The following is a 25,437-nucleotide window of genomic DNA, read 5'->3' as shown; positions in this document are numbered from 1 at the left end:
CGGCGGGAGTCTGCTCGCGTGGAGCAAGCTCGTGTTCGGTCTCCCGGCCGGCGCAAGACGGTCGCGGGTGCTGCGTTCAGACGGCGGCCGAGTCGAGCGTCGACCACTCCTCGTCGGTGATCTCGTCGACGAGGTGGGCGGCCGACACATTGCTCCGCAGGTGATCGGGCGACTTCGTCCCGGGGATCGGCACGATGTTCGGCGCCCGATGCAGGAGCCAGGCCAGCGCGACCGCGTACCGGTCGGTCTCGTGCGCGGAAGCGACAGCGTCGAGCGCCTTCCCGGTCGATCCGAGGTCGCCCGAACCCAACGGGAACCAGGGGATGAACGCGATGCCGTCGGCAGCGCAGGCGTCCACCACGTCGTTCCAGTCGTCCTGGTCCGCGATGTTGAACCGGTTCTGCACCGATGCGACGTCACACAGTTCGCGCACCTGGTGCAGTTCGTCGACGGTCACCTCCGACACACCGATCTGATCGATCTTGCCCGCCTCGCGCAGCTCCAGCATCGCGCCGATCGACTCGGCGACCGGGACGTCGGGGTCGATGCGATGGAGTTGATACAGCGGGATCCGGTCGAGTTGGAGCCTCGCCAGACTCCGGTCGCACGAGGTGTGGATGTGTTCGGGCGAGCCATTCGGTTCCCACTGTCCCGGGCCGGGTCGAACCAGACCCGCCTTCGTCGCGATCACGACGTCGTCGGCATACGGCGAGAGCGCCTCGCCGATCAGCCGCTCGCTGACCTCCGGCCCGTACGAGTCGGCGGTGTCGAAGAAGTTCACACCCAACTCGACGGCGTCGCGCAACACCTGCTTGGCGGTCACCGGATCGGCGGGCTCGCCCCAGACGCCATCGCCGGTCAACTGCATGGCGCCGTAGCCGAGCCGGCGGATCTCGTGGCCGCCGGCGAGTCGGAAGGTCGTCGTGTCGTGGATGGAGGTCATGCTCCTGGCGTACCCGATCCCAGCGTCCGGAAACGCGAGGTCGCCCGGCCGTAGGCTGGCACGAGCGAGGAATCATGGACGAACCCCACACGCATCGCCTCACACAATTCAGCCACGGCGCGGGTTGAGGCTGCAAGCTCGCCCCCGGCGAGCTCGCGCACGTCGTGCGCGACCTGCAGTCCGATCATCCCACCGAACTCCTCGTCGGCACCGACACCGGTGACGATGCCGCTGTGTGGCGGCTCGACGACGAGCGAGCCCTGGTCTCCACCGCGGACTTCATCACCCCGGTGGTCGACGATGCGCGCACCTGGGGCCGTGTCGCAGCCGCCAACAGCGTGTCCGATGTGTACGCGATGGGCGGCCGGCCGCTGTTCGCGCTCAACCTCGTCGGCTGGAACGTCGACGCGCTCCCGACCACGCTGCTCGGCGAGGTGCTCGCCGGTGGCCAGGACATCGCCACCGCCGGTGGCTTCGCGATCGTCGGGGGTCACACGATCGACGATCCCGAACCCAAGTACGGCATGGCCGTCACCGGCGAGGTCCACCCCGATCACATCCTGACCAATGCTGGGCTCCGATCCGGCCAGGACATCATCCTCACCAAGCCGCTCGGCGTCGGCGTCATCACGACGGCCATCAAGCGCGACGTCGCCCCGCTCGAGTCGGCCGAGGCCGCGGTCGCGTCGATGACCCGCCTCAACGATCAGGCCGCCCAGGTGGCGGTCGCCGCGGGCGCCACCGGTTGTACCGATGTCACCGGGTTCGGGCTGCTCGGACACCTCGGTCGGATGGCGGTCGAGTCCGCCGTGGTCGTCGACGTCGACTTCGACGCCGTGCCGTTCCTGCCGGGTGCGGTCGAGCTGGCCGCCGACGGCGTGATGCCGGGCGGCAGCGCCCGCAACCTCGAGTGGGGCGTCGATCTCCTCGATGGTGGCTCGCACGACCAGGTCCACCGCTTGCTGATCGCCGACGCGCAGACGTCCGGCGGTCTCGTGTTCGGCATCGACCCGGCGCACACCGACGAAGTGCTACGCAAGCTGCGTGCGACCGGCCACACGGCCGCGCGGATCGGGCACACCTCGAGCGGCACACCTCGCTTCCGACTGGCCTGATCGCCGGGTTGGCGCGTTCACCGCTTTCGCTGCTTTCGGACGCCGCCGGCTCGGCGCAACGTACGAGTTGTCCGGCCGGGGCCGACCACGGCATGACCCCGCCCGGCCCCGGTGCCCATCGACAGGCAACCGGACCACTCGATCGCACCCACTCGGGTGATTGCGTCGCCGAGCGGCTGCGGGTTTGATGGAGCCGTGAGGCCGGTGACGGGTTGGGCGGTGCCGATGTGCGCCGCATTGGTGATCGCCGGGTGCTCGCTGCCCGAGGTCGCCGACGACGAGCCCCTCGAACCGATCCACGGCACCATCGATCCGGCGGTGCTGACGCCGCGCGCCGCGGCCGTCGCCGCGGAGGTTCCGCCGGCACCCGTCGACGGCCGCCAATGGCGCATCGCGAGTGCGATCGACGGCCGAACGCTCGAGCTCCACCAGGGGCTCGAGCGCGCCACGGCGACCCTCGCAGGGATCGACGTGCCGGTCGGCGACGCCTGTCTCGCACAACAAGCGACCGACTCGCTCGCGTTCATCACCGGCGGCGGCCGGACCGTCACGGTCACCCCTCCCGAAGCCCGCAACGGCCGGATCGACGACGCCACGGTCGTCGGTGACACCGGCGACGACCTCGCGCTCGTGATGCTCTCGCTCGGGTTGGCGCGCTCCACGGGCGAGGGTCCCGACCCGGCGAAGTATCGATCCACCGAGCAGGACGCCCGCGACCAGGAGCTCGGCATCTGGTCGCCCGACTGCGACGGCTGATTCGTCGCCACGCACGTATCTGAAGGCGTGCACGCGCCTCTCTGTCAGTACCGACGAGGGAACACCGAGAGGAACGACCATGGGGAACGGCAATCGCAGCGGGCAGGTCCTGAACTTCCAGATCACCGCGAACTACAACATGAACGCCGACGACCGGGATCGGTGGCAGCGGGCGTTCAGCAAGGCGTCCGAGCTGCTCTGGAACGCGACCGAGGGGCAACTCCGGATCGGGACGATCTGGGTCGCGGAGAACAACGCCGGCGCCAACAACGCCGAGTTCGTCCTCGACCCCGACACGGCGGGCCGGGCGCTCGGCACCAACGGCAAGTGGGGGCAGTCCGGCGAGGCGATCTTCCTGCCGGCGTACGCCCAGCAGCAGGTCCTGTCGATCCTCCACGAGATGGGGCATCACGTGTGGGGTCTCAAGGAGGAGTACGCCCGATCGGAGGGAATGTGGATCGACACCGACGCCACGTTGCCGGCCGGTCACGGCAACCGCACGATCCCGCTGACGAGTACCTCGCACGACGAACCCGACGCCAACTACGCCGGGGCGAACGCGCTCCTCCGGTTCGAGGGGCAGCCGGTCGAGACGATCGAGATCCTGTCGAAGGTGGGCAACCGCATCACCACCGTGTCGGCGTTCACCGACAACCCCCAGGACTGCATCTGGGAGGCCGTGACGATCCAGTGGGTCGACGACGTCGAGTGCACCGGCGACCGGTCGACGGGCGCCTGCATCATGGAGTTCAGCAGGAGCAGCGCCGGCGATCTCGCGCCGGACGGCACCTGGACACCGCATCCACAACCAGTGACCGAGTTCTGCACGGCCGCCAACCACGATCCCGACGGTGACACCGACCAGGAGAGCGACCTGGGCGAGCCCTGCTGGGAGACGATCGTCGCGGTCGACGGGTTCACGAACCTGAGCTCGGGCGACCCCGACAGCTCGGACGCTGCGAACACGACCATGCCGGGCGGGTGGACCGCTCCCACCTGGGTCGAGCTCGACCCGAACGTCCGGCTGGCACTGGTGCTCGATCGCTCCGGGTCGATGAACCGCAACAGCGGGGCACGGCTGCAGGGCGTCCAGACCGGCGCCAAGTTCTGGATCGAGAACGCCGCTGTCGAAGACGATCAGCTCACGATCGTCTGGTACGACAACGCTGCAGCCGTGCAGCTCCCGCTGGTCGGTTTCGGCACCCTGAGCGACACGGCGGTGGCAGCCGAGCTCGACACGATCGACAACCAGACCGCGGCGGGTGGGACGAACATCGTCGACGGGCTCCTGGACGCCTTGGGGCAGATCACGAGTCCGGCGACGCCCGCGAGCGTGCAGGCAGCCGTGCTGATCACCGACGGCGCCCACAACGCGGGTGGTACCGCGGTGGCCGATGCGGTCGATCCCTACCGCTCGGCCAACACCAACATCCACACGCTCGGCGTCGGCGCCGGCGCCGAGATGGACCTGCCGGGTCTGGTCGAACTCGCGTCCGACACCGGCGGCACCGCGCAGACCGCCGGTGAAGGTTCCGACGCCGCAGCGATCCAGGCGGCGATGATCGAGATCAACGCCGTCATCCGCGGCGGCATGCTCTCGACGACCGGAAGCGGCGGCGGCGACACCAAGGAGGTCGACGATCGGCTCGACGAACTCGCCCGCAAGGCGGACGACATCGCACCACCCGACCGCCCGTCGCTCGACGAGTTGATCGCCGAGTTCGGCCTGCTCCCCTTCGAGAAGGCGGTCAGCGCTCGCGGTTCGGCTCCGCATCGCTACACCTGGTTCGGGCTCGAGGTCGAGAAGGGCGCTCAGAACACGACGTTCACGCTCTCGCACGGCGAGCCGGCCACGTACTGGATGTACCTGATCGATCCGAGCGGCAACGAGGTCCATCCGTCGGCGGGCGAGGTCGTCGCCTGGAACGCCGGGCCCGAGCCGTACGAGTTCGCCAAGATCGAGCGTCCGGCGGCCGGTCAGTGGCTCGTGATCGGCGTGCGCCTCGACCGGGGCGCGGCCGTTCCGTCCAAGGCGATCGCAGCGATCGACCATCGGGAGGTCACCGTCTTCGGCGAGGCCCTCCGGCACGGCGCCGGTTGTCCGGTGGAGTTCCGTGCCGGGGCCCGCTTCGTCGAACCGCTGACCGGCTTGACGGTCGGCGCCCGGATCCGACGGCCCGGCGGGCCCTGGCACGACCTGCGCCTGCACGACGACATGCTCGACGGGGTGTACCGGGGCTGGGCCGACCTCCCCGACGGCGCGTACTCCGGCTACATCGAGATCCGGGCCCCCGAGCGGCCGCTGATCGCGAACATGCAGCACACGCTGCTGCACGCCGACTCCCACGACGAGATCGGGGCGGCACGGGCCGACACCGCCGGGTTCGTCCGGCACGTGCCGATCTCCGTGGTGCTCGGACCGGTCAAGGACCCGTCCGGGCGGCTGCCCGACGACGAGGAGCAGGGGCGATCGGACGACGATCCGCGGAAACCGTTCGATCCCCGACGGTGGGTGAGCCCGCTCCGCAGCGACGACCGGCTCGGTCTGCCGACGAAGCCGCCGGTCCTCGCGCCGCGCTGACCGGTCGCTCAGGCGGTGTCGATCTGCGGGCGTGATGCGCCGGGTGCGACCCGGCGGGCGAGGATGCCGAGCGTGCCACGCAGGTTCTGCTCGGACACGACCGGGAAGATGGTCTCCGCGAACGGTTCGTACTGCTCGTGGATCTCCGACCAGTCGTAGTACGACGTCACGATCGTGCCGCCGTCGATCGCTTCGAGGCGGTACCCGTACACGTGGTTGATCGGCGGCTGGAGCTGACCGTCGATCGTCCAGGCGATCTCGCGGTCCGGTTCGAACACCGTCATCACGACCTCGACGTCGTACTCGCCCAGGTCGAAGTCGCGCAGCGAGTCGCGATCCATGTGCACGGTGAACCGGTCGCCGACGGAGCCCGCCGGTTCACCGGTCGCCGACATCAGCATGCCGGACGCGTCGATCTCGACGTGACCCTCGGGGCGCCGGAGCAGGTCGAAGATCGTGGCGGGATCGGCAGCGATCGCCCGCTGCACCTCGATGCGGCGCTCGGCGGGTGTCGAGGGCGCGGTCGGCGCCCCGTCGACCACGACCACGGTCGACGTGGCGTACTGCCGGCGGAGCTGCTTGACCGGCGCGTACTCGTCGCTGTCGAGGAAGGCGTTCGCCGCCGCCATGTCGGGGAACGACAGCACGACGAGTCGCCGCGGCGTCCACAGGTCGTCGTCGTCGATCCGCATCTCGCCGCCGCGCGCCAGGTACTCGCCGCCGTACTGCTCGGCGACCGGCCGGGCCAGCGCCTTGTACTCCTCGTAGAGCTCCGGTTCGGAGACGTTGGTGTCGACGATGATGTAGGCGGTCACGGCCTCGACTGTAGGACGGGTGCGGCGAGTTCGTCGTCACGGCGGCCGGACGGCGATACTCGTTCCGAGCCCGACTCCGGGTCACTGTCTTGGAGAGATCGATGCCCATTTCCCCGCAACGCCTGACCGAACCGGACTATTGGCACCAACCGATGCCGGATCGGATGGCGCAGTTCGCCGAGATCAGGGAGCAGGGTGCGATCATCCCGCTCACGGTCGAGAATCCGTTCACCGAGACGATGGACACGTTCCATGCGGTCACCCGCTACGACGAACTGGTCGAGATCAGCAAGCGACCCGACGACTTCTGTTCGGGCCGTGGTGCGACCGCGATCTTCGACCTCCCCATGGAGATGCTCGAGTTCTTCGGCGGGTTCATCAACATGGACAACCCCCGTCACGCCCACCAGCGTCGGATCGTCGCCAAGGCGTTCACACCGACCGAACTCTCCGGTGTCCTCGACTCGGTCGAGACGATCTGCACCGAGCTGATCGACGGGTTCTGCGAACGCGGCGAGGTCGACCTGGTCGAGGTGCTCTCCCAGCCGTTCCCGCTGCTCATCATCTGCGACATGATGGGCATCCCGCGCAGCGAGTTCCAGACCGTCCTCGACGCCACCAACATCATCCTCGGCGGCGGCGACCCGGAGTTCGTCGGTGAGGACGACGTGATCGGCAAGCTGATCGGCGCCGGCGTCTCGCTCGCAACCCTGATGGGCGAACTGATCGAGGAACGCCGCGCCAACCCGACCGACGACCTGACGTCACGGCTGATCCACAACGACCTCGCCGAGGACATGTTGACCCCGGAGGAGATCACCTCGTTCTTCGTGCTGCTCGCGGTGGCCGGCAACGACACCACCCGGACCGCCATCAGCCACGGCGTCGATCTGCTGTCCCGATTCCCGGATCAGCGGGCGATCTGGCAGGCCGACGTCGACGGCGTCACGCCGACCGCCGTCGACGAGATCGTGCGTGCGGCTTCGCCCGTCACCTTCATGCGGCGCACGGCGACCGGTGACGTCCAGCTCGGCGAGTACGAGTTCACCGACGGCGACAGGATGGTGCTGTTCTACAACGCCGCCAACCGCGACCCGCGCCGGTTCGACGACCCCGAGCAGTTCGACGTCCGCCGCTCCCCCAACCCGCACGTCGGTTTCGGCGGTCCCGGCCCACACTTCTGCCTGGGTGCACACCTGGCCCGCCGCGAGCTCGCCGTCGTGTTCCGCGAACTGTTCGAGCGGCTGCCCGACCTGCACGTGACCGGCACGCCGGTGCCGTTGGAGTCGGCCGGCATCCCGCTCGTCTCGGGCATCAAGCGGCTCCCGGTGGCGTTCACGCCGACGGCGCCGACCCGCACGCGATAGCTCGGGCGTCGTCAGTGTGGTGATCGGTATCGACGATCACCCGGGAGACACGACGACCGACCACATCACCGCCTTGCTCGCAGTGGTCGCAGCAGTCGCCGTGGCTCCCGCCCAGCTTCCGGCGGTCCGGGCGACTGTGTCGCCGGTGATCGCGTCGATGCGCCCACCGCCGGCCCCGCTGCTCCGGGCCCGTTCGGCGACCGACGCAGGCAGCGTCCACGCGCTGGCGGCGCTCGACTTGTCGGCCCAGTAGCTCACGATCGTCGAGCCGCTGACGCCGACCGACACGGACGGCGTGACGTGCGACGCTGTCGTACCCGGCTCGGCCCGCACCGCCCAGGTCGCCACGGGCGCTGCATCTCGATAGGCGACCAGACTCAACGAGGTCTTGGCGAGCGCACCCGTCACCACTGACACCGTCGTTCCGGCATCCCCTGCGGCCGCGACTCGGGTGTAGAGCCGCGAGACGATGTCGGGGCTCCCGTCTGTCTGAACGCCGAGCATCGTCCACCCGGTCGGGGTCGAGGCGGACGCGGTGCTGTTGGTCGTCGAGAAGAGGAGCATGACGTCGCCGGCTCGGACCGAACCGGGCACCGTGACCCGTGCGTTCGTGGTGTTCGCATTCGACGACGCGGCATCGCGATACCCGACCGTTCCGCCGGCCGGATCGCCGACGGTGATCGTGGAGGCGGCAGTGCCCGCTGCGCCCTCGTCGTCCGTCACGGTGAGCGTCACCGTGTACGAACCTGGCTCGCCGTAGACGTGCGCGACGGACTGGGCACCTGATGCCGTCCCGTCACCGAGATTCCAGGCGCGTGTCGCAATCGTGCCGTCGGGGTCGGAACTGCCGGTGCTGCCGAACACGCACGACAACCCGCTGCAGTCGACCGTGATGGCGGCCGTCGGCGGCAGGTTCGCCGGCGGCGACCCCGTCGAGGCGAGCGCCACGGAGTAGCTGGAGCCGCCCGCGACCACCTCGACACCGCTGATGCCGGGGACGACCACGGGGGTCAGGCGACGAGTCACCGTGCCGTCGCCGAGCTGGCCGCCGCTGTTGTCTCCCCAGGCCCGCAATGTGCCGTCGGCCAGGACCGCCAGGCCGTGATCGCGTCCGCTGCCGATCGCGACGACGCCCGCCAACCCGGAGACCCGCACGGGGGTGCTCCGCTGGACCGTGGTGCCATCACCCAGTTCCGCCCGATAGTTCCGTCCCCACGACCACACCTGGCCGTTCGACAGCAGCGCATAGGAATGGTGCGCTCCTGCGATGACTTCGGTCGCGGCGCCCAATCCGCCGACCCGAACCGGACTCAATCGATCGGTCGTCGTTCCGTCACCGAGCTGCGAGTAGCTGTTCCAACCCCACGCCCAGACCTCGCCGTTCGAGCGAACGGCGAGCCCGTGGTCACGGCCACCGGCGATGTCCACGACGTTCGTCAGGCCGACCCTCACCGGCGAGGTACGGGTCGTGGTCGTCCCGTCTCCAAGCTGTCCGTCGCCGTTGAGCCCCCACGCCCACACGCTGCCGTCTGCGCGGATCGCGTAACTCATGTCACGGCCCGCCGCGATCTCGATCGCATCGCTGATACCCAGCACCCTCACCGGAGTGGTTCTCCGGGTCGTGGTCCCGTCTCCGAGTTGGCCGAAGGCGTTGTAGCCCCACGTCCAGATGGAACCATCGGACTTCAGCGCCAGCGAGTGGTAGTGCCCGGTCTCGACGGCGGTCACATTGGTCAAACCCCCGACGGTGGTCGGGCCGCGACGATCGGTGAGCGTGCCGTCACCGAGCTGGCCCTGACCGTTGTCGCCCCACGTGCGAACCGTGCCGTTCGACAGCAGCGCTACCACGTGCTCACGGCCACCGTGCAGGTCGATCACGCCGGTGAGGCCGTTCGCCGCAGGCGCGAGCCGCGACGCGGTCGACCCGTTGCCCAGCTGGCCGTCGTCATTGGCACCCCACGCCCATGCGGTGCCTGGACCCGCTGCGGCGGCAGCATCGACCGCCAGCGACGAGATCGCCAGGAGACCGATGACCACCGTGACGGCCCAAGAGGCCCGCCGTTCCGAATCGACCACGATGTTCACGCCGCCTCTGATCAATCAGTCGCTGAGTTGTTCACCTCGTTCTACTCCTCGCCGCGCTCCCGAGCAAGCAGAAAAGCCAGAGGCAGACGGGACGCCGATCTACTGACCCGTGAGCCCGAGACACATCCGCATCGCATCGTCCGAGGAACGGAAAGAGACCCTCTTGCGAGGGCCTCTGACCTTGTGGTTTTCTTGGCAGCCCGTACGGGATTCGAACCCGTGCCGCCACCTTGAGAGGGTGGTGTCCTAGGCCTCTAGACGAACGGGCCAAGCTGCGACTCCGACGTTACCGCCGGAGCTATGTCAACCGGGCGAGCCGACGGCCCGCCCGATGGTTGGGGTGCAAGGAATCGAACCTTGAATAACAGAACCAGAAACTGTCGTGTTGCCAATTACACCACACCCCAGTGAGGCGACCGGTGAGTGTATCGGCCGCTCCGCGGGGCACCACCCTGCCGGCCGACGACTCAGCCGACGAGATCGCTGAGTCGCTCGAACCCGACCAGACGTCCGAGCGCGACCCCGGCCGCTTCCCGAACGTGACGGCGGGCCGACGTCCAGCCGGTCACCACCGACGATGGTGTCGCCGAGACACGGGCGTCGAGTCCGAACCCGCCGGCGATCAGCTGCGACCGCTTCATGTGGAAGGGATCCGACACGAGCACGACCTCGTCGAGATCGCCGGCGAGCAGGATCTCAGCAGCAGACTCGAGCGACTCGTAGGTGGTCCGACCGACGTCTTCCATCAGGATCGCGTCGTCGGGAACACCGCGCGCTGCGAGGTACCTGCGCGCCGCCTCGGCCTCGGTGAATCGATCGTCGGGTTGCTTGCCGCCGGTCACCATCACCACGGGAGCGACGCCGGCCTCCCACAGCGTCACCGCATGATCGAGGCGTGCGCCGAGCTGGGGCGACGGCCGGCCGTCGTACTGGGCGGCACCCAATACGACGATCGCGCCGACCGGGTTGCGATCGTCGGCTCGACCCGCCTGCACCACCTGCACGAGTGAGATGCCGAAATACAACCCGATGACCCCGATCACGCCGAGCACGACCCGGGACCAGCGCGGACGCCGGCGCCACCACACGACGGGGCCGCGCTCGGTCGCCTCCGACTCGGACCGGTCGACGAGATCGTCCAGCGGGTCGTACGAGCCGCGATCAGGCATGCACCACCCCGGCGGTCTCAGCCGTCCGACCCGTCGAGTCGCGCCGACGCGGCCCGCATGCGGCGCAACGACTCGTCGCGCCCCATGACCTCGAGGGCCTCGAACAGCGGCGGACCGACCGTGCGACCGGTCACCGCGACCCTGACCGGCGCCTGCGCCTTGCCGAGCTTGAGTTCGTAGCGCACCATGACGTCTTCGAGCGTCGACTTCAGCGTCTCGTGGTTCCACTCGGCGTGCTCGTACGCGTCGATCGCGTCGGCGAGCAACGGAGCCGCGTACTCGGTCGTCATCGTCTTGTCCCACGACGCCTCGTCGAACTCGGGCTCGTCGGCGAACAGGAAGTCGACGACACCGGGCGCATCGGCGAGCGTGTTGAGGCGCTGCTGGATGTACGGGGCGATCTCGGCGAAGCGGGTCCGGTCCCACTCGGCGGGCAGCCAGGGCTCGCACGCCTCGACCAACTCGGGCACCGACAGTTGACGGATGTACTCACCGTTGAACGACACGAGCTTCTTCGTGTCGAAGAACGCCGGCGACAGGTTGACGTCTTCGAGACGGAATGCCGCCTCCATCTCGGACCACGGGAAGATCTCCGTACCGGCAGCTTCGGCGCCGGGCATGGTCCAACCGAGCGTCATCAGGTAGTTGACCATCGCGTCGGCGAGGATCCCCTCCTCGCGGTATTGCTCGAGTGCGACCTTGTCACGCCGCTTCGACAGCTTCTTGCGTTGCTCGTTGACGAGCACCGGCACATGGGCCCACACGGGCGGCTCCTGGCCGAGCGCCTCCCAGATCATCTGCTGCTTCGGCGTATTGGGCAGGTGCTCCTCGGCCCGCACCACGTTGGTGATGCCCATCTCCATGTCGTCGACCACGTTGGCGAGCATGAACACCGGGGTCCCGTTGCCACGGAGCAGCACGAAGTCTTCGATCGTGTCGTTGTCGAAGGAGACGTCGCCGCGCACCTGGTCGCTCACGACCGTGGTGCCGTCGGGGACCCGGAAGCGCAACACGCTGCCGGTCGCCGGGCCGAGGCCGCTGTCGCGCGACCAGCCGGCGTACCCCGTCACTGCCTCCGCCTTGGCTCGCTCCTGGATCTCGTCGGGGGTCATGTCGCAGTAGTACGCGTGGCCGGACTCGAACAGGCGCTGGGCAGCGGCGAGGTGGGCGGAGGCGTACGTGCTCTGGAACAACGGGCCCTCGAAGTGGGGGTCGTCGGCACCGATACCGATCCAAGCGAGCGAGTCGATGATGCCCTGGGTCCACTCCGGCCGATTGCGGGCCTCGTCGGTGTCTTCGACCCGGAGCACGAACGTGCCACCCGTCGAACGGGCGAGCGCCCAGTTGAACAGTGCCGTGCGGGCACCGCCCACGTGGAAGAAGCCGGTCGGCGACGGGGCGAATCGATAGCGAGGTGAACCAGACATGCCGGGCAAACGCTACCGCTGCACCGTCACCGTGGAGGTCGCCTCGCGCTCAGGCCTCGTGACGTGAGGTGAGCCCCAGGTTGCGGAGCTGGCGCAGCGCGACCGACAGGTTGGTCACGTCGAAGGCGTCGGCGCGCCGCACCTGCGTGAGCAGCGCGGTCACCCGCTGCACGGCTCGTTCGTTCGCACCGATCCAGGAGTCGACCGTGCCGCCGCCCCCGTCGAGCACACTCGCCGCCAGCTCCGCCAGCGTGGTCATCAGGTCGTCGCGCAGGGCGCCACGAGCCTGGGTCTGCCACCGATCGGACCGGGGCAGGGTGCCGACCGCGTCCCACAACCACATCAGATCGAGCCGGTCGAAGACCTCCCAGTAGGTGGCGCATGCGGTCAGCGGCGGCACGTCGACCCGATCGGCGAGTTCGATCACGTCGAAGATGGTGTGCAGCAGGCGCCAGTTGGCCGACGCAGCTGCGAGTTCGGGCGGCACCGACCAGGCTCGCCGCTCCTCGGCGAGTTGATCGGATTCGGCGCGCATCGGCCCGGTGAGACAGTCGAGCAGACCATCGGAGACCGCCTGCACGGCGTCTCGGAACCGCTCGACTTCGGCGGCGATGCCGATCGGCGGGCGCCGGTGACGGAGGAACCAGAGCGATGTCCGCTCGGCCGATCGACGACAATCGAGATAGAGCTCCATCTGCCGGTCGGCGCTCAGGTGTTCGAGCTCCCCGATGGCCTCCCACCAGGCCGGGAAGTCGAGTACCTCACGGGCGACCAACCACGCCCTGGCGACGTCGGTCACCGACGCACCGGTGTCCTCGGTCATCCGGTGGTCGTAGGAGATGCCCGAGAGGTTCACCATCTGATTGACGAGCTGTGTCGCCGCGATCTCGCGCCGCAGCCGGTGTTGCAGGATGTCGTTCCTGAATCGCTCCCGGAGTGGGGTCGGGAAGTACTCGATCACGTCGTGCTCGAGCAGCGGGGCGTCGGGCAGGTCGGTCGTCATGATCTCGGAGATGTTCGCGTTCTTGGTGTACGCGATCATCACGGCGAACTCCGGGGTGCGGAGGCCCGAGCCGTTCAACTGCCGTTCGGCGATCTGCTTGTCGCTCGGCAGGAACTCGAGGTCCCGGTCGAGCCAGCCTTCCGACTCGAGCTGGTCGAGGTACCGGGCGTGCACGTTGACCATCGGCATGCCCTGCTGCCGGGCGATCATCAGCGCCAACGTCTGCGCCTTGTTGTTGTCGAGCACGAGTTCGGCCACCTCGTCGGTCATCTGCTCGAGCAGCTCGTTCCGCTGCTTCAGCGTCATGTCGCCGCGTCCGACCACCGCACCGAGCAGGATCTTGATGTTGACCTCGTGATCGCTGCAGTCGACGCCGGCCGAGTTGTCGATCGCGTCGGTGTAGATCAACCCACCGTTCAGGGCGTACTCGACACGTCCGAGCTGGGTCACGCCCAGGTTGCCGCCCTCACCGATGATCCGGCAACGAAGGGTCGCCGCGTCGACGCGCACCGCGTCGTTGGAGCGATCGCCGACGTCACCGTTGGTCTCGGTCGAGGCCTTGATGTAGGTGCCGACTCCACCGTTCCAGAGCAGATCGACCGGTGCTCGGAGCACCGCGCTGATCAGCTGGTTCGGGGTCATCGACTCGTCGGAGACACCGAGTGCCGCCTGCATCTGCGGCGTGAGGTCGATCGATTTCGAACGCCGCGAGAACACGCCGCCACCCTCGGAGATCAGCCGTTCGTCGTAGTCGGCCCAACTCGACCTCGGCAGCTCGAACAATCGCCGACGTTCTGCGTGTGCCGTGGCAGCGTCGGGGGTCGGGTCGATGAAGATGTCACGATGGTCGAACGCGGCGACGAGCCGCAGATTCGGCGAGATCAACATGCCGTTGCCGAACACATCGCCCGACATGTCGCCGATGCCGACCGCGGTCAATGCCTCGGTGTCGGCGTTGCGGCCGAGCACGGAGGCGTGACGACGCACGCTCTCCCAGGCGCCACGGGCGGTGATCCCCATCGCCTTGTGGTCGTAGCCGTCGCTGCCGCCCGACGCGAACGCGTCGCCGAGCCAGAATCCGTAGTCGGCCGAGATCTCGTTGGCGATGTCGCTGAACGTCGCCGTGCCCTTGTCGGCGGCGACGACGAGGTACGGGTCGGGGCCGTCGTATCGCAGCACCCGCTCGGGGTGCACGATCTTGCCGTCGACCAGGTTGTCGGTTAGGTCGAGCAAGGCACTCACGAACATCCGATAGCACGCGACGCCCTCGGCACGATTGTCCTCGGCCGTCGCCTTCGGTTGTTTGACGACGAACCCGCCCTTGGCGCCGACGGGCACGATGACCGCGTTCTTCACCATCTGGGCCTTGACCAGGCCCAGGACCTCGGTGCGGTAGTCCTCGGGCCGATCGCTCCAGCGCAGACCGCCACGGGCGATCGGGCCGCCGCGCAGGTGGACCCCCTCGACCCGCTGCGAACACACGAAGATCTCGTGGGCCGGACGTGGCTCGGGCAGATCGGGCACGAGTGACGGGTCGAACTTGAACGCGATCGTCGGCCGGTCCTGGAAGGCGCTGGTGCGGACCGTTGCCTTGATCAGGGACCGGAACATCCGGACGATGCGGTCGTCGTCGAGCGACGGCACCTCGTCGAGATGGGCGAGGAGTTCGGAATCGGCGGTGGCGTAGGACGCGAGTCGTTCACCGTCGTCGAGCGACGGGTCGAACCGGGCCTCGAACAACTCGACGAGCGTCGACGCGAGCTCCGGCAGCCGCGCCAGGGTGTCTTCGACGTACGACTGGCTGAACGTGAAGCCGGTCTGATGAGCGAACTTCGAGTAGCACCGCAGGAAGTTCACCTGACGCGACGTGAGCCCGGCCATCAGTACCAACCGGTTGAATCCGTCGGCTTCGATCTCGCCGAGCAGCAGACGCTCGAACGCCAGCGTCACCTCGCGATGGCGGTGCTCGTCGATCGTCACCTCGTCGGGCACACGCAGACCGATGTCGTAGATGTAGCAGTGCTCGTCGCCCAGCCGCACGTGGTACGGGTGCTCGTCGATCGCCCGGACGCCCAGGTGGCCGAGGACCGGCAGCAGTTCGCTCAGGGCGATCCGCAGCTCGCGGCTGTACACCCGCATCCGCCACACGCCGGGATCGGCGTCGACGCTGCGCGTGAGCGCGGCGCGGAGCGACCGATCGGAATCGAGCAGCTCGGAGAGGTGTTCGAGATCGGCCACCGCGGTCGCCGGGTCGACGCTGCTGCGGTACGAGTCGGGAACCGCTTCGGCGAACCGGTCGACGAGCCGACCCGCCGCAGGGTCACCCAACTCGCGCCGGACGGCGATCCGCAGACGGTCGGACCACGAGGTCGTGATGGCGTCGACACGATCCGACAACTCGTCGAGGTCGGGGACGTCGTCGTCCGACCGCTGCACCGTGAACGTGATCCGCGCCAGGCTGCTCGTGCCGATGAACGATTCGACGTCGGTCGTCGGCGCACCGTATGCAGCTCCGACGAACTCGGCGATCCGCTCGGGCAGATCAGCGCTGAATCGGGCCTTGGGCAGGAACACGAGCACCGTCGACCAGGTCCCGACCGGCTCGGGGACGTCGATGACCCGCACGATCTGACGCTCCTGCAGACTGACGACCTCGATCACCAGCAATGCGAGCTGGTCGGCGTCGAGCTCGAACACGACGTCACGCGGCAGGGTCTCGAGCACGTTGCGCATCGATCGGCCGGTGTGGGTCTCGGCGCCGTCGGCGGCCAGTCCGAGCACGGCCCGGGCCCGGTCGCCGACCGACGGGATCGACAGGGTGCTCTGACGGTACGCGGTCGACGACAACAGCCCGACGAACCGATCGACGCGCCCGGAGCCGTCGTCGGAGGTGTAACGGATCGTGACCGCTGTCAGACGACTCGAGCGATGCACCGTCGACTCGTGAGAGGAACGCGCGACCGAGACGGCAGGGGCCGAGAGGTCGATCGCCGGATCGACGACATCGTTGCCGATCGACAGTCCGAGGTCGCCGTCGGGCGCCCGGGTGATCCCCGAGTCGTCGAACACGAAACGGGACGCGCCGAGGAACACGAAGTTGTCGTCGATCAGCCAGCCGAGCAACGGGTCGAGATCAGCCTGGTCCCGCATGCGATCCCGCATCGCGGCGAAGTCGGCGACGACCTGGTGGGTCTGGGCGATCGCCGCGTCGAGGTCGTCGCGGAGCGCTGCCGCGGTCGCGGCGTCGCATCGGTCGATCTCGACCTGCGTCCATGCCTCGACCTGGCAGGATTCGTCATCGGTCGGACCACCTGCCGCGGTGATGCGTCCGCTCTCGTCACGGCAGACGTGCAGCATCGGGTGGACCAGCAGATGGGTCGAGATGCCGTGCCGTTCGAGCACGATCCGCACCGTGTCGACGAGGAACGGCGCATCGGCGGTGACGATCATCACGAACGAGCGGTCGGAGTTCCAGCCGTCCCGATCACGATCGGGCGACAGGATCGCGATGTCGGTCGCGCCTTCCGACCGAGTGAGTCCGAGCCCCCAATGCCGCACGGCTGCTGCGTAGAGATCGGCGTCGGTCCGGTCGTCGACGTCGAAATCGGGCAGCTCGCGGTAGTAGGCCTCGAGGAACCCTGGCAACGCATCGTCGTCGGGTCGCCGGCTCGTCGCCAGCGTCTGCAGCCGTTCGGTGAGCGGAGCGGCGCCGTTGCCGTCTCGCCCGATGTGATCACCCATCTCGTTCCCCTCGACCAATCGAACCCTACGCCCAAACGCGAGCGCTGCGAGCTTGCCTGCAGAACCAGCCTGCTGTGGCCGATACTAGAGATCGTGGAGGATGTGATTCGGCGCGCTCAGAACGGCGACGCCGACGCGCTCGGCGCGCTGTGGCGCGAGTACCAGCACCTGCTCCTCCGCTATTTCCGGGCGAAGGGCATGCCCGAGCCGGAAGACCTCGCATCGACCGTGTGGCTCGAGGTCGCGTCGAGCCTGCCCAGATTCAAGGGGACCGAACACGACTTCCGGCGGTGGTTGTTCACCATCGCTGCCCGCAGACGGATCGACGACATTCGCTCGGCCAAGCGACGAGAACGTGACGCCGACGCTCCCCCGACCAGGATGACGGACGTGAGTTCACCGTCCGCCGGCGACGTCGGTGACCGCGAACGGGCGCTCGACCGGGCACTCGCGCTGGTCGCCTCACTGCCTGTTGCCCAGCGCGAAGCGGTCACCCTTCGCATCATCGCCGACCTCAGTATCTCCGAGGTGGCCGCGATCATGGGCCGCCGGGAGGGTACGGTCCGCGTGTTGGTCCACCGTGGCCTCAAACGACTCTCCGACCTCGTCGATGTAACAGATCGACCTTCACGAACGATGTCCTCACCGTGACCGGCAACGACCACAACTCCGACGCGCTCACCGCCGCACTGCGCCAACCTGCTCTTCCCGAGGAGCAGAGCGGCGAGGCGGCGGCGGTGGCGGCGATGGTGAAGGCTCAGGCGCGGATTCCCGCTGCGCCGCAGAAGGCCCGCCCTCGCCGGGGTGTCGCGATTGCCGCCGTCACGGTTGCCAGTTTGGGGCTCGGCGGCCTTGCCGCCGCCGGGCCCGGGATCTTCTCGCCCGCTGCCGATCGGCCCGAACCGTCCGTCCCGGTGGACACGACGGTGCCCGACACAGCGGTCGACCACGACGTCGAATCGATCGACGACGACGACACCACGACGTCGCCTGACGGTTCGGAGGGCTCCGAGCCGGCTCGCGGCGACCGCCCCGGCAACTCCGGCAACGCACCCGGCCAGACCAAGGGCGACAACGACGCACCCGGCAACTCCGGCAACGCACCCGGCCAGACCAAGGGCGACGACGACGACGACGCACCCGGCAACTCCGGCAACGCACCCGGCCAGACCAAGGGCGATGACGACGACGACGCACCCGGCAACTCCGGCAACGCACCCGGTCAGACCGGCGACACCCCGGGTCAGTCGGGCGACACCCCCGGCCAGAACGGCGACGCCCCGGGTCAGTCGGGCGACACCCCGGGACAGTCGGGCCAGACCCCTGGCCAGTCCGACACCGACCCGCCGGGTCAGACCGGCGACACCCCCGGACAGTCGGGCGGTGCTCCCGGGCAGGAGGGCGAGCCGCCGGGGCAGTCCGGTGAGGCTCCCGGACAGGGCAACGACGGCGGGACTCCCGGCAACTCCGGCGACGCACCCGGCCAGGACGACGAGGTGGCACCGGGCAACTCCGGCGACGCACCCGAGCGGTCGGGCGAGCCGGGCAAGCCCGACCAGCCCTGACCCCACCAGCCCTGACGAACGCCGGCGCTCCACGAGGTTTCGGCGCCTCGGCGAACTGCGTCACACCCGGGCGATAACGTCGACGGAGTGAGTGCGCACTCCCACGAACCCCACGGCGGGCACCGAGCGGTGTCCGGCGGCCTCGCCCGAGCGGCGGTCTTCGGGGTGAGCGACGGCCTCGTGTCCAACGTCTCGCTCATCCTCGGCTTCGCCGGGTCGGGCGTCGACAACACGGTGGTTCGTCTTGCCGGTCTGGCCGGCGCCGTCGCCGGTGGCATCTCGATGGCTGCGGGTGAGTGGGTGTCGATCAGCTCACAGAACGACCTGATCAAGCGCGAGCTCGACATCGAGCGCCGCGAACTCATCCACAACTCCGAACACGAGACCCAAGAACTCGCCGCCGTCTACGAGTCGCACGGCATGGGCACCGAGCGGGCCGCTGCCGCCGCCCACGAGGTCATGCAACAACCCGAGATGGCGCTGGCGGTACATGCCCGCGAAGAGCTCGGCGTCGACCCCGACTCGCTCCAATCGGCCGCGTGGGCGGCCGGGTTGTCCCTCATCTGTTTTCTCTTCGGCGCGCTCTTGCCGGTGATCCCCTGGTTCGTCGGCGGCGGAAACTCGGCGGCGTGGTCGTCGCTCGCCATCGGCATGGTCACCGCTGCGTTCGTGGGCGGTCTCGTGGCCCGTTTCGCGGAGCGTTCGGTGGTCATCGGCGTCGTGCGCCAGGTCGTGATCGTGGTGGTCGCCTGCGGCATCACCTACCTGATCGGCGAGCTGGTCGGCGTCAACCTGGGCGGCTGAGTCGCTCACGCGCCGTTCGCACGGCGACGGCGGCCTGTTGCCAGTCATCACCCCACGCGGTCAGGTGCCCCATCTTCCGACCCGGACGCGCCACCTGCTTGCCGTAGAGATGCAGGGCGGTCCGGCCCGACTGGAGGCCCTGGTCCCACACCGGTTCGCCGGCATCCCACACATCGCCGAGCAGGTTCGCCATCGCCGCGCCGGCCTGCGTCATCGACGTGTCGCCGAGCGGGAGGCCGCACACGGCTCGGATCTGCTGTTCGAATTGCGAGGTCTGGGCGACGTCGAGTGTCCAGTGCCCACTGTTGTGCGGCCGCGGCGCCAACTCGTTGACCAGCAGGTCGCCGCCGACGACGAAGAACTCGACGGCCAGCACGCCCACGTAGTCGAGCGCGTCGGCGATCGTGAGCGCCAGACCGACGGCCCGGTCTGCCAGCAAGGGCGAGATCGACGCCGGCACGACCGTCAGGTCCAGGACCCCGTCGACGTGGGTGTTCTCCGCGACGGGATACGACTCGAACCCGCCGTTCGCGGACCGAGCGACGATGACGCTGACCTCGGTCTGCAGGTCGAGTGCCTGTTCCAGCACGCACGGCACCGACCCGAGCAGCCGCCAGGCCGCCCGCATCTCCGACGCGTCGCCGACCCGACGCTGCCCCTTGCCGTCGTAGCCGAGCCGAGCGGTCTTCAGGATCGCCGGGTACACGATGTCGGGGTCGTCGTCGGCGTGCTCGACGACGGCGTAGGTGCCGACCGGGATGCCGGCGTCGACGAGGAACGCCTTCTCGGCGACCCGGTCCTGTGCGATCGCGACCGCCCGCGGCGAGGGGGCGACGATGGTGCGGCGCCTCAGCTCGTCGAGCGCGGTCGCCGGCGGGTTCTCGAACTCGGTCGTGACCACGCTGCACTCGTCGCCGAGCCGCCGGAGCGCGTCGACGTCGTCGTAATCGGCGATCAGGTGCTCGTCGGCGATCCGACCGGCGGGCGCATTCGGATCGGGTTCGAGCACCATCGTCCGGTACCCCATGGTTCGGGCGGCGATCAACGCGTAGCGGCCGAGTTGGCCGCCGCCGAGGATGCCGATCGTCGCCGGCGGGAGGATCGGAGGATGTTCGCTCATCCCGGGGGCAGCACCGAGGCAGCCGCCTGGTCGCGTCGGGCCGACCGGTAAGCCGCCAGGGCGTCACGCAGCGCCGGATCGTCGGCGGCGAGCATCGCCACCGCGAACAACGCGGCGTTGGTGGCCCCGGCCTCGCCGATCGCGAACGTCGCCGTCGGCACGCCGGCGGGCATCTGCACGATCGACAGCAGGGAGTCCTGCCCGGCCAGGTGCCGCGAGGCGACCGGCACACCGAGCACCGGGACCAAAGTCTTCGCGGCGAGCATGCCGGGCAGATGCGCCGCTCCCCCGGCACCGGCGATGATCGCTCGCAGCCCGCGGTCGGCGGCGCCCTCGGCGTAGGCGAACATCTCGTCGGGCATCCGATGCGCCGAGACCACCCGCGCCTCGTGGGCAACCCCGAACTCGGTCAGCACGTCGACCGCCTTGGACATCGTCGGCCAGTCGCTCGACGACCCCATCACGACGCCGACGACCGGCTCCGAACCGCTCACAGCCCGACCGCTCGCTGACGATCGGGAGCGACCTTGACGATCACGCGCTCGCTGGTGATCGGATTGTCGTACGGCTTGCCGAAGTAGCGCTGCGACAGCGCGTCGATGTGGGCGCGCGCCTCGTCGCCGGTGATCGTCTCCGCCACCGTGCCGCGCACCTCGGCATAGGCGTACGGGTTGTCGGCCTTCAGGATCGTGACGGTGACCCGGGGGTCGTGCTCGAGCGCACGGAACTTCGCACGGTGCGTCTCGGTGTTGAACACGATGTGGTCGTCGTCGGCGTCGATCCACATGACGTGACTCGCGATCTCGCCGGTGGGCAGGGTCACGCAGACGGTGGCGAAGTTCGTGCCGGCGGTGGCCAGCTCCCGGATCGCAGGTTCGAGCATGATTCGAGACTACGTCGCGCGTGCTACACCTTCGACATGCAGCAGATCAACGTCCTCGGCAGCGAGCTCATGCCCTGTTCGTACGACCCGATGACCGGCTACTACCGCACGGGCTGCTGCGAGAACCGGGGTGACGACCCGGGCATGCACGTGGTGTGCTGCCGGGTCACCGACGACTTCCTGGCGTTCTCGAAGGAGTCGGGGAACGACCTGTCGACACCGATGCCGCAGTACGGCTTCGCCGGGTTGTCCGACGGCGACCAGTGGTGCGTGTGCGCCGCCCGCTGGGACGAGGCGCGCGAGGCGGGCCGTGCGTGCCCGGTCGTGCTGGAGAGCACCCACGTGTCGGCGTTGGAGTTCGTCGACCTCGCCCACCTCCGCGCCCACGCCGTCACCCCCGACTGACCGTCACCAGCCGGATGCCCCGACGATGGACTCGCGAGTTCCCACGCCTCGTCCGCGGTCGCCCAGGATGGCGACACGCTGCGCGTCCAGATGCGCCCACCAATCCGGCGTTGGGTTGCACCCGTCAGCGATCAGTCTCCGAGCGTCTACGTGCCGATCAGGAGCGAGTCCGTCCGGGTTTCCGGTCGAACATTCTGGAGTGGTTCGCTTCGGTCTCAGGGCAGGAGGTTGAGAGGTCCGATGTTCGATCTGACGACCGTGAAGTGGCGGTGGTCGAGTGTCGCTATGTCGTTGGTACCAAGTCGCTCAGCTGCCGCAATCACCGATCCATCGACCGTGCCCAACGGCAAGTCGGCGTACCGCGCGACCAGTTCGGCGATGCGCAACCAGTCTGACGCTGCAACCGGCTCAACGATGAGGTTGCCTGCGGCGAGGTCGCCGAGGAAGCGCACTTCTGGGTCCGGACCGAGACGAGTGCCGAGGAGGTAGGTCACTTCGGTGACGACGAGGGCCGGCACGATCAGCGGCCCGGGGTGCGACTCGAGCAGGTCGAGGCTCGCAGCGTGGTGCCGGTCGTCGCGATCGATGTATGCGTAGAGCGGGCCGGCATCGACGATCAGTGAGATGAGCCGACCTCGTTGGCAAGTATTTCTTCGATCCGCTCGGAGATGTCACTGCGACCACTGGCACCGGCGCCGGCAGCGAGGAGCCGGCGCTGTCCCTGCGGGGCGGAGAGCAGCGTCTCGATGGCTTCTCTGGTGAGATCGGACACCGTGACTCCTCGGCGTTCGGCTTCGTGCCTCAGTCGAGCGTCGAGATCGTCAGGAAGTTTGACCGTCGTCCGTTGCATGTATGCCAGCATACCCTTGGGGCTGGTCTGCGTGCGATGATCTTCTGAGTGGCGATGCCCGATCGAACGCGCCGTTCGCGAGCGCTCTGCCCAGTCGAGGTGGCCGAGCGATCTTCGTGCCGCGGCCGGCGCCGGCAGCACCGTACGACTCAGGGGAACGAGGAAATGGGCGCGACCGGGTTCTCGGGATCGCCTGCCGCAAGCTCGACCCACGTCGAACCCGGGGTCAACGCGAGTTGATCGCCGTTCTCGTCGAGGAACGCGATCGGTTCGTTCTCCGCCGACCGCTCCCATCGGCCTTCGACCGCCTTCCCGTCGCTGAACACGACCGCCAGCCCTTCGCCGACCGTTCGCGCCTCCGGGCTGTTGACATCGATCGCGCTGCGACCGTACGCAACCACCATGACGACGACATTGGTCGAAGCGATCGGCCCGTGGGTGACATCCACGTGCTCGACGCCGTCCTGCGAACGTCGCCACGAGCCAGCTGCCGCATCCCAATTCCACCCCACCACGAGATCGCCGATACGGAGGTCGAATCCGGCGATCTCGGTACCGACGAAGCTCTCCCCCGGGAACGTGTACTCGAACTGCTGCCGTGGTGCCCCAGCATGATCGCTCGGGGTCTGGTCCCACAGTGACTCGGTGTCGTTGTAGAGATCGTGTGGACCGACACCCGGACCTCGGAAGTAGCCGGCCGCACCCAAGAGGGCGCTGAGGTCGACGACCGGCGCCTCGGCGATCAACCTGTTCACGCCCGGGTTGCCGCCACTCCAGGCGTACAGCGGCACGTCGAGCGGTGCGAGCAGCGCCACGTCGTGCGATCGACCTGACCGGATCGGCCCGACCAGATCCGAATCGTTCGTGTGCAAGATGGCGAGAAAGCGCGTGAAACCTCCCTCGACGATCTGCTCGTACACGATGTCGGCGACCGCCAGCCCCGAGTGGTTCTGGCGAGCGTCGGGGTGATTGTCGATCGTGACGGCCAACGCCGGCCGGCCGATGACATCGGCACCACCCGTGATCAGCTCGCCCGTCAACGGCTGTCGGACCACGTCGGGCGGCGCCTCCGGGCTGTCGGCGGTTGCGTCGGCCACGATGGTCACGGTCGCCGCGTCCGGTGTGGTCGTGCTGCCAACCGTGTCCTGCGCACGGTCATCGCCACCACTACACGCAGCAAGAGCGAGCGCCATCGTGGTCGCGACCACGAGCAACGCGCTTCTCCTCATCGATCTGTCGTCAACACTGCAGGTCGGTGCACCGGTCATTCCCAATCTTCGACAAGTGTGCCGCAGCGTACGTCACCGCGCCCCTCGACCATGAATCGCCGGGCCGAGGTGCGCTGATCCTGGGTGTGCAGATGCCGCTCACCTCGAAGCCGAATCGATATGGCCTCGAAGAAGGCCTGCACACCGTCCTCGAGGTCGCAGGCCAAGACCGCGATCACGACCAGATTACCGATCGCCGCGCCACCCGAGCCGGAGCGCAATGCGTGCCTTCGGCGGGATCTCGGGCCACGCCGTCGATGCGTCCAAGAAGCGATGCGGACCTGTGATCGCCGCATCCGGCGGCCCAGTCGCGGGGAGCCTGGTACGTTTGGACGTCGACAAGGAGGCGGCGGTGGACCCACTTCTCACTGCATGCGAAGCGCACACTGCGGGGCTCGAATCGTTGGCGAGGCTCTCTGGCGAGGTCGTGAGAGCTGGCAGCGCAGTCGGCGTCTTCACCGGTCTGCCGTTCCCGCCGTTCAACGGTATTCACATCTGGAGGGGTGAGGGCGACGCTCGGACCGACATCGCAAGCCTGGTAGCAGTGGGTGAGAAGGACGGGTTGGCGATGACCATCTGCGCCCCGGTGGGAGCTCCACAGGAAGCCTCGGTCGAACGAGCGGCGATCGAGCTGGGGTTTGCGGTGCTGGGTGGACCGGCTCCTGCGATGATTCTGACCGACCTGGATGTCCCGCCGCTCCCTGACGGCGTCACGTCAGTCCGGGCGATGACGGCAGCGGACCTCGCGGCGCCGACCAGGTTCAGCGTCGAGGTGTTCGGTATGCCTCGCGAGGTTGCTGAGGCAGCGACCGACGCGTCAACGCTCACCTGGGACGACCTCGAGTGGTTCACGCTGTGGGCTGGTGGCGAACCCGTTGCGACCGCGATGCTGTTCCTCGCAGACGACACGGCGAACATCTTCAACGTCGCTGTTCCAGCCGCTCATCGCCGGAAGGGATTCGGCGCGGCGGCGACGTGGGAGGCCGTCCGCTGCGGCCGGGAACGAGGGGCGGTGCGCTCGACGCTCGTTGCGTCGGTCATGGGTGCCCCCGTGTACACCCGGATGGGATTCGAGACCGCTGGCCACGTCCGTACGTTCGTCCGGGTCTGAGGGGCCAGCGGAGAGCCTGATGTATGCGATCGTCGGAGCGAGCAGAATGGCACCCACCGCCGAGCAGGACGTGATGGAGGACGTGCTGAAGCGTCTGGCTGAGTCGCCTGGCTTCATCAACGGCACCGTTGCCTGGTCGACGAACACGCAGTTCGGCAAGTTCGGACGGAGCATGTTCCTGTTCGAGACGAGGGCCGAAGCGCAGGCCGGTCTCGACCGTCTGCTCGGGGAGATCCTCAATGGGTCGCCGATGGACCTCGAGCTCCCCGAGGTGTGCGAGGTCGTCGCTCACGTATGAGGCCGACATCGATGTCGGCCTCCGAGGAACTCATCGCAACCCGGCACGGACGGCGTCCTCCAACGCCGGAGACCTGTGCGCATACCGACGGCTGACGGCGGTCATCGGACCCGCTCGGGAACCGGCATTCT

General features: G+C 68.5%; 23 protein-coding genes and 2 tRNA genes. 10 read left to right on the top strand and 15 right to left on the bottom strand.

Translation table 11 applies throughout. The features are described from left to right. Positions 1-76: 76 nt before the first annotated feature. The gene (locus R8G01_22145; GenBank protein MDW3216708.1) at positions 77-943 is read right to left on the bottom strand and encodes an aldo/keto reductase; all 867 of its coding nucleotides are present in this window, start codon (positions 941-943) and stop codon (positions 77-79) included. 74 nt (positions 944-1,017) lie between these two features. Here R8G01_22145 and selD point away from each other — a divergent pair, with 74 nt between their 5' ends. The 3 genes from selD (at position 1,018) to R8G01_22130 (ending at position 5,395) form a co-directional block, all read left to right on the top strand. Continuing rightward, positions 1,018-2,058, top strand: a complete 1,041-nt coding sequence (selD, locus tag R8G01_22140) for a selenide, water dikinase SelD (GenBank protein MDW3216707.1) — start codon at positions 1,018-1,020, stop codon at positions 2,056-2,058. Positions 2,059-2,253: 195 nt separating this feature from the next. Next, positions 2,254-2,814 carry a hypothetical protein gene (locus tag R8G01_22135; GenBank protein ID MDW3216706.1) on the top strand — a complete coding sequence of 187 codons (561 nt, stop codon included), beginning with the start codon at positions 2,254-2,256 and terminating at the stop codon, positions 2,812-2,814. A 79-nt stretch (positions 2,815-2,893) separates the two neighbouring features. Further along, on the top strand, positions 2,894-5,395 hold the full coding sequence (locus R8G01_22130) for a vWA domain-containing protein (GenBank protein ID MDW3216705.1): 2,502 nt from the start codon (positions 2,894-2,896) through the stop codon (positions 5,393-5,395). A gap of 8 nt (positions 5,396-5,403) precedes the next feature. Here R8G01_22130 and R8G01_22125 read toward each other — a convergent pair whose 3' ends face one another. Beyond that, positions 5,404-6,210: a DUF1330 domain-containing protein gene (locus R8G01_22125; GenBank protein MDW3216704.1), complete on the bottom strand. Its 807-nt coding sequence runs from the start codon at positions 6,208-6,210 to the stop codon at positions 5,404-5,406. 101 nt (positions 6,211-6,311) lie between these two features. On the opposite strand from R8G01_22125, the gene R8G01_22120 reads away from it, so the two are divergent. Continuing rightward, positions 6,312-7,577, top strand: coding sequence for a cytochrome P450 (locus R8G01_22120; protein ID MDW3216703.1), 1,266 nt, complete (start codon positions 6,312-6,314; stop codon positions 7,575-7,577). A gap of 36 nt (positions 7,578-7,613) precedes the next feature. Here the strand turns inward: R8G01_22120 and R8G01_22115 are convergent, their stop codons facing one another. The 6 genes from R8G01_22115 to R8G01_22090 form a co-directional block, all read right to left on the bottom strand. Further along, on the bottom strand, positions 7,614-9,662 hold the full coding sequence (locus tag R8G01_22115; protein ID MDW3216702.1) for a PKD domain-containing protein: 2,049 nt from the start codon (positions 9,660-9,662) through the stop codon (positions 7,614-7,616). A 193-nt stretch (positions 9,663-9,855) separates the two neighbouring features. After that, positions 9,856-9,931: transfer RNA gene (locus R8G01_22110), tRNA-Glu, on the bottom strand. A 63-nt stretch (positions 9,932-9,994) separates the two neighbouring features. Beyond that, a tRNA-Gln gene (locus R8G01_22105) sits at positions 9,995-10,069 on the bottom strand. 60 nt (positions 10,070-10,129) lie between these two features. Then, positions 10,130-10,831 (bottom strand): YdcF family protein, encoded by a 702-nt coding sequence (locus R8G01_22100; GenBank protein MDW3216701.1) that lies wholly within the window; start codon positions 10,829-10,831, stop codon positions 10,130-10,132. Positions 10,832-10,848: 17 nt separating this feature from the next. Then, on the bottom strand, positions 10,849-12,258 hold the full coding sequence (gene gltX, locus R8G01_22095; protein MDW3216700.1) for a glutamate--tRNA ligase: 1,410 nt from the start codon (positions 12,256-12,258) through the stop codon (positions 10,849-10,851). A 49-nt stretch (positions 12,259-12,307) separates the two neighbouring features. Further along, positions 12,308-17,002, bottom strand: a complete 4,695-nt coding sequence (locus R8G01_22090; GenBank protein ID MDW3216699.1) for an NAD-glutamate dehydrogenase — start codon at positions 17,000-17,002, stop codon at positions 12,308-12,310. A gap of 93 nt (positions 17,003-17,095) precedes the next feature. On the opposite strand from R8G01_22090, the gene R8G01_22085 reads away from it, so the two are divergent. The 3 genes from R8G01_22085 to R8G01_22075 all read left to right on the top strand — a co-directional run bounded on the left by R8G01_22085 (position 17,096) and on the right by R8G01_22075 (position 19,371). Then, the gene (locus R8G01_22085) at positions 17,096-17,653 is read left to right on the top strand and encodes a sigma-70 family RNA polymerase sigma factor (protein ID MDW3216698.1); all 558 of its coding nucleotides are present in this window, start codon (positions 17,096-17,098) and stop codon (positions 17,651-17,653) included. After that, positions 17,650-18,567, top strand: a complete 918-nt coding sequence (locus R8G01_22080; GenBank protein ID MDW3216697.1) for a hypothetical protein — start codon at positions 17,650-17,652, stop codon at positions 18,565-18,567. Before R8G01_22085 ends, R8G01_22080 begins: the two co-directional genes overlap by 4 nt. Before the next feature lie 87 nt (positions 18,568-18,654). Then, positions 18,655-19,371 carry a VIT1/CCC1 transporter family protein gene (locus tag R8G01_22075; protein ID MDW3216696.1) on the top strand — a complete coding sequence of 239 codons (717 nt, stop codon included), beginning with the start codon at positions 18,655-18,657 and terminating at the stop codon, positions 19,369-19,371. Here the strand turns inward: R8G01_22075 and R8G01_22070 are convergent. Genes R8G01_22070 through R8G01_22060 form a run of 3 tightly spaced genes read right to left on the bottom strand, consistent with a single transcriptional unit; the run spans position 19,355 to position 21,374 of the window. Next, positions 19,355-20,491: a 5-(carboxyamino)imidazole ribonucleotide synthase gene (locus tag R8G01_22070; protein MDW3216695.1), complete on the bottom strand. Its 1,137-nt coding sequence runs from the start codon at positions 20,489-20,491 to the stop codon at positions 19,355-19,357. The two genes, R8G01_22075 and R8G01_22070, sit on opposite strands and share 17 nt — an antisense overlap. After that, a complete protein-coding gene (gene purE, locus R8G01_22065; protein ID MDW3216694.1) occupies positions 20,488-20,985 on the bottom strand; it encodes a 5-(carboxyamino)imidazole ribonucleotide mutase in 498 nt (165 codons plus the stop codon). Before purE ends, R8G01_22070 begins: the two co-directional genes overlap by 4 nt. Then, positions 20,982-21,374, bottom strand: coding sequence for a TIGR03618 family F420-dependent PPOX class oxidoreductase (locus R8G01_22060; GenBank protein MDW3216693.1), 393 nt, complete (start codon positions 21,372-21,374; stop codon positions 20,982-20,984). The genes purE and R8G01_22060 overlap by 4 nt, the downstream gene beginning before the upstream one ends. A gap of 36 nt (positions 21,375-21,410) precedes the next feature. Between R8G01_22060 and R8G01_22055 the strand changes: the two genes are divergently transcribed. Further along, positions 21,411-21,779, top strand: coding sequence for a DUF2237 domain-containing protein (locus R8G01_22055; protein ID MDW3216692.1), 369 nt, complete (start codon positions 21,411-21,413; stop codon positions 21,777-21,779). Positions 21,780-21,994: 215 nt separating this feature from the next. Here the strand turns inward: R8G01_22055 and R8G01_22050 are convergent, their stop codons facing one another. From R8G01_22050 to R8G01_22035, 4 genes are all read right to left on the bottom strand, one after another. After that, a complete protein-coding gene (locus R8G01_22050; GenBank protein MDW3216691.1) occupies positions 21,995-22,396 on the bottom strand; it encodes a PIN domain-containing protein in 402 nt (133 codons plus the stop codon). Next, positions 22,396-22,629 carry a CopG family transcriptional regulator gene (locus R8G01_22045; GenBank protein ID MDW3216690.1) on the bottom strand — a complete coding sequence of 78 codons (234 nt, stop codon included), beginning with the start codon at positions 22,627-22,629 and terminating at the stop codon, positions 22,396-22,398. The genes R8G01_22050 and R8G01_22045 overlap by 1 nt, the downstream gene beginning before the upstream one ends. Before the next feature lie 149 nt (positions 22,630-22,778). After that, positions 22,779-23,858, bottom strand: a complete 1,080-nt coding sequence (locus tag R8G01_22040; protein ID MDW3216689.1) for a DUF3048 domain-containing protein — start codon at positions 23,856-23,858, stop codon at positions 22,779-22,781. A 35-nt stretch (positions 23,859-23,893) separates the two neighbouring features. Then, on the bottom strand, positions 23,894-24,076 hold the full coding sequence (locus tag R8G01_22035; protein ID MDW3216688.1) for a hypothetical protein: 183 nt from the start codon (positions 24,074-24,076) through the stop codon (positions 23,894-23,896). A 104-nt stretch (positions 24,077-24,180) separates the two neighbouring features. Between R8G01_22035 and R8G01_22030 the strand changes: the two genes are divergently transcribed. Together R8G01_22030 and R8G01_22025 are read left to right on the top strand one after the other, a co-directional pair. After that, positions 24,181-25,008 (top strand): GNAT family N-acetyltransferase, encoded by an 828-nt coding sequence (locus R8G01_22030; GenBank protein ID MDW3216687.1) that lies wholly within the window; start codon positions 24,181-24,183, stop codon positions 25,006-25,008. 46 nt (positions 25,009-25,054) lie between these two features. Then, positions 25,055-25,306, top strand: a complete 252-nt coding sequence (locus tag R8G01_22025) for a hypothetical protein (protein MDW3216686.1) — start codon at positions 25,055-25,057, stop codon at positions 25,304-25,306. Positions 25,307-25,437 lie beyond the last annotated feature (131 nt).

Source organism: Ilumatobacteraceae bacterium (assembly GCA_033344875.1).
Taxonomy (GTDB): domain Bacteria; phylum Actinomycetota; class Acidimicrobiia; order Acidimicrobiales; family Ilumatobacteraceae; genus Ilumatobacter.
This window is presented reverse-complemented; position numbering and strand designations above follow the sequence as displayed.

Bases quoted from the DNA above. Each gene is read 5' to 3' on its own strand.
- R8G01_22040 (MDW3216689.1), bottom strand. From the start codon at position 23,858: ATGAGGAGAAGCGCGTTGCTCGTGGTCGCGACCACGATGGCGCTCGCT.
- R8G01_22045 (MDW3216690.1), bottom strand. From the start codon at position 22,629: ATGCAACGGACGACGGTCAAACTTCCTGACGATCTCGACGCTCGACTG.
- R8G01_22090 (MDW3216699.1), bottom strand. From the start codon at position 17,002: ATGGGTGATCACATCGGGCGAGACGGCAACGGCGCCGCTCCGCTCACC.
- R8G01_22145 (MDW3216708.1), bottom strand. From the start codon at position 943: ATGACCTCCATCCACGACACGACGACCTTCCGACTCGCCGGCGGCCAC.
- gltX (MDW3216700.1), bottom strand. From the start codon at position 12,258: ATGTCTGGTTCACCTCGCTATCGATTCGCCCCGTCGCCGACCGGCTTC.
- R8G01_22060 (MDW3216693.1), bottom strand. From the start codon at position 21,374: ATGCTCGAACCTGCGATCCGGGAGCTGGCCACCGCCGGCACGAACTTC.
- R8G01_22025 (MDW3216686.1), top strand. From the start codon at position 25,055: ATGGCACCCACCGCCGAGCAGGACGTGATGGAGGACGTGCTGAAGCGT.
- R8G01_22055 (MDW3216692.1), top strand. From the start codon at position 21,411: ATGCAGCAGATCAACGTCCTCGGCAGCGAGCTCATGCCCTGTTCGTAC.
- R8G01_22130 (MDW3216705.1), top strand. From the start codon at position 2,894: ATGGGGAACGGCAATCGCAGCGGGCAGGTCCTGAACTTCCAGATCACC.
- R8G01_22070 (MDW3216695.1), bottom strand. From the start codon at position 20,491: ATGAGCGAACATCCTCCGATCCTCCCGCCGGCGACGATCGGCATCCTC.
- R8G01_22100 (MDW3216701.1), bottom strand. From the start codon at position 10,831: ATGCCTGATCGCGGCTCGTACGACCCGCTGGACGATCTCGTCGACCGG.
- R8G01_22120 (MDW3216703.1), top strand. From the start codon at position 6,312: ATGCCCATTTCCCCGCAACGCCTGACCGAACCGGACTATTGGCACCAA.